Here is an 883-nt window from a genome sequence, read left to right as displayed (position 1 = left end):
AATAGGTTGGAGACGTTTTTTTCGTCTCTATCCAACAAACTACAATCATGGGATATGCCTTGATATTTGATACGATCCCTTACCGACCCAAAGAAGCCGAATATTGGGACACTCTTGGTCGTGAAGTAGAAGAACACTATGGACCGCTAGACGACATCTCTGACTTATTGGTCCCAGGAACAAGCAACGCGCACGTAAGCGATGTCCTGCTGGCTGCGGAAGGCATCAACCAATTTATGTCAGGGCATGGATGCGACGCGACCTGCTTGTTGCCAATGGCCGACCTTGCCGAACGTCTGGGGGGTGTCGTTTTGGCAAACAAGGCCAGATCGGCACATGCGTCGATTGGAGCGCGCTCGGATTGGACCGCTCAAGAGATTGATGATTTCATTTACGACGCCCTTTTAGTTTTGACTGATGAAGAGCTTACCAAACAACCCGAGGTTCAAGGACAAACGCATCAGCCTTTTGAAATAGCTTTTTCAAAATGGCTGAGTTCACACTTCCCACGCATGGAAGTCGCAGACGTCGACGCATATATGCGGGAAAGATGGAAACAAGTAGGACAAACACACCCCGAGATATGGAGCGCTCATCAGACTAGCAAACTTGGACCAAGGATCGATGGAGAAACCGCGTTCGCGCTTCTCAAGCAGTGCGGTTTCGATGGGGCCTTCAAAGTTAGGAAGGCAAAACCAGAAATTGATGCAGTGGCACCGGTCCACTTCCTCTGGATCGAAACATTAGAAGGTAGCGAAGTCGTTGTTGTAGGCTTTGCTGACGCTACCAGTTTGTTGGATGTAGCGAGTTGGAGTGAGCTAGCGCGCACCCCTTCAAATCCGCCGCTCAACAGCAAGACGCAGTGGCTCGCAAGTCAAAACAA

The 883-nt window shown here is 49.9% G+C and carries 1 protein-coding gene; it reads left to right on the top strand.

Going from position 1 to position 883, the window contains the following annotated elements; genetic code table 11:
• Positions 1-47: 47 nt before the first annotated feature.
• Positions 48-883, top strand: an 836-nt coding sequence (locus J7394_RS22795; protein ID WP_209256249.1) for a hypothetical protein, incomplete at its 3' end; no start/stop codon positions are given.

Source organism: Ruegeria sp. R13_0 (assembly GCF_017743995.1).
Classification (GTDB): Bacteria; Pseudomonadota; Alphaproteobacteria; order Rhodobacterales; family Rhodobacteraceae; genus Ruegeria.
The sequence above is the reverse complement of the archived record's forward strand: the minus strand, read 5'-3'. Positions and strand labels throughout refer to the sequence as shown.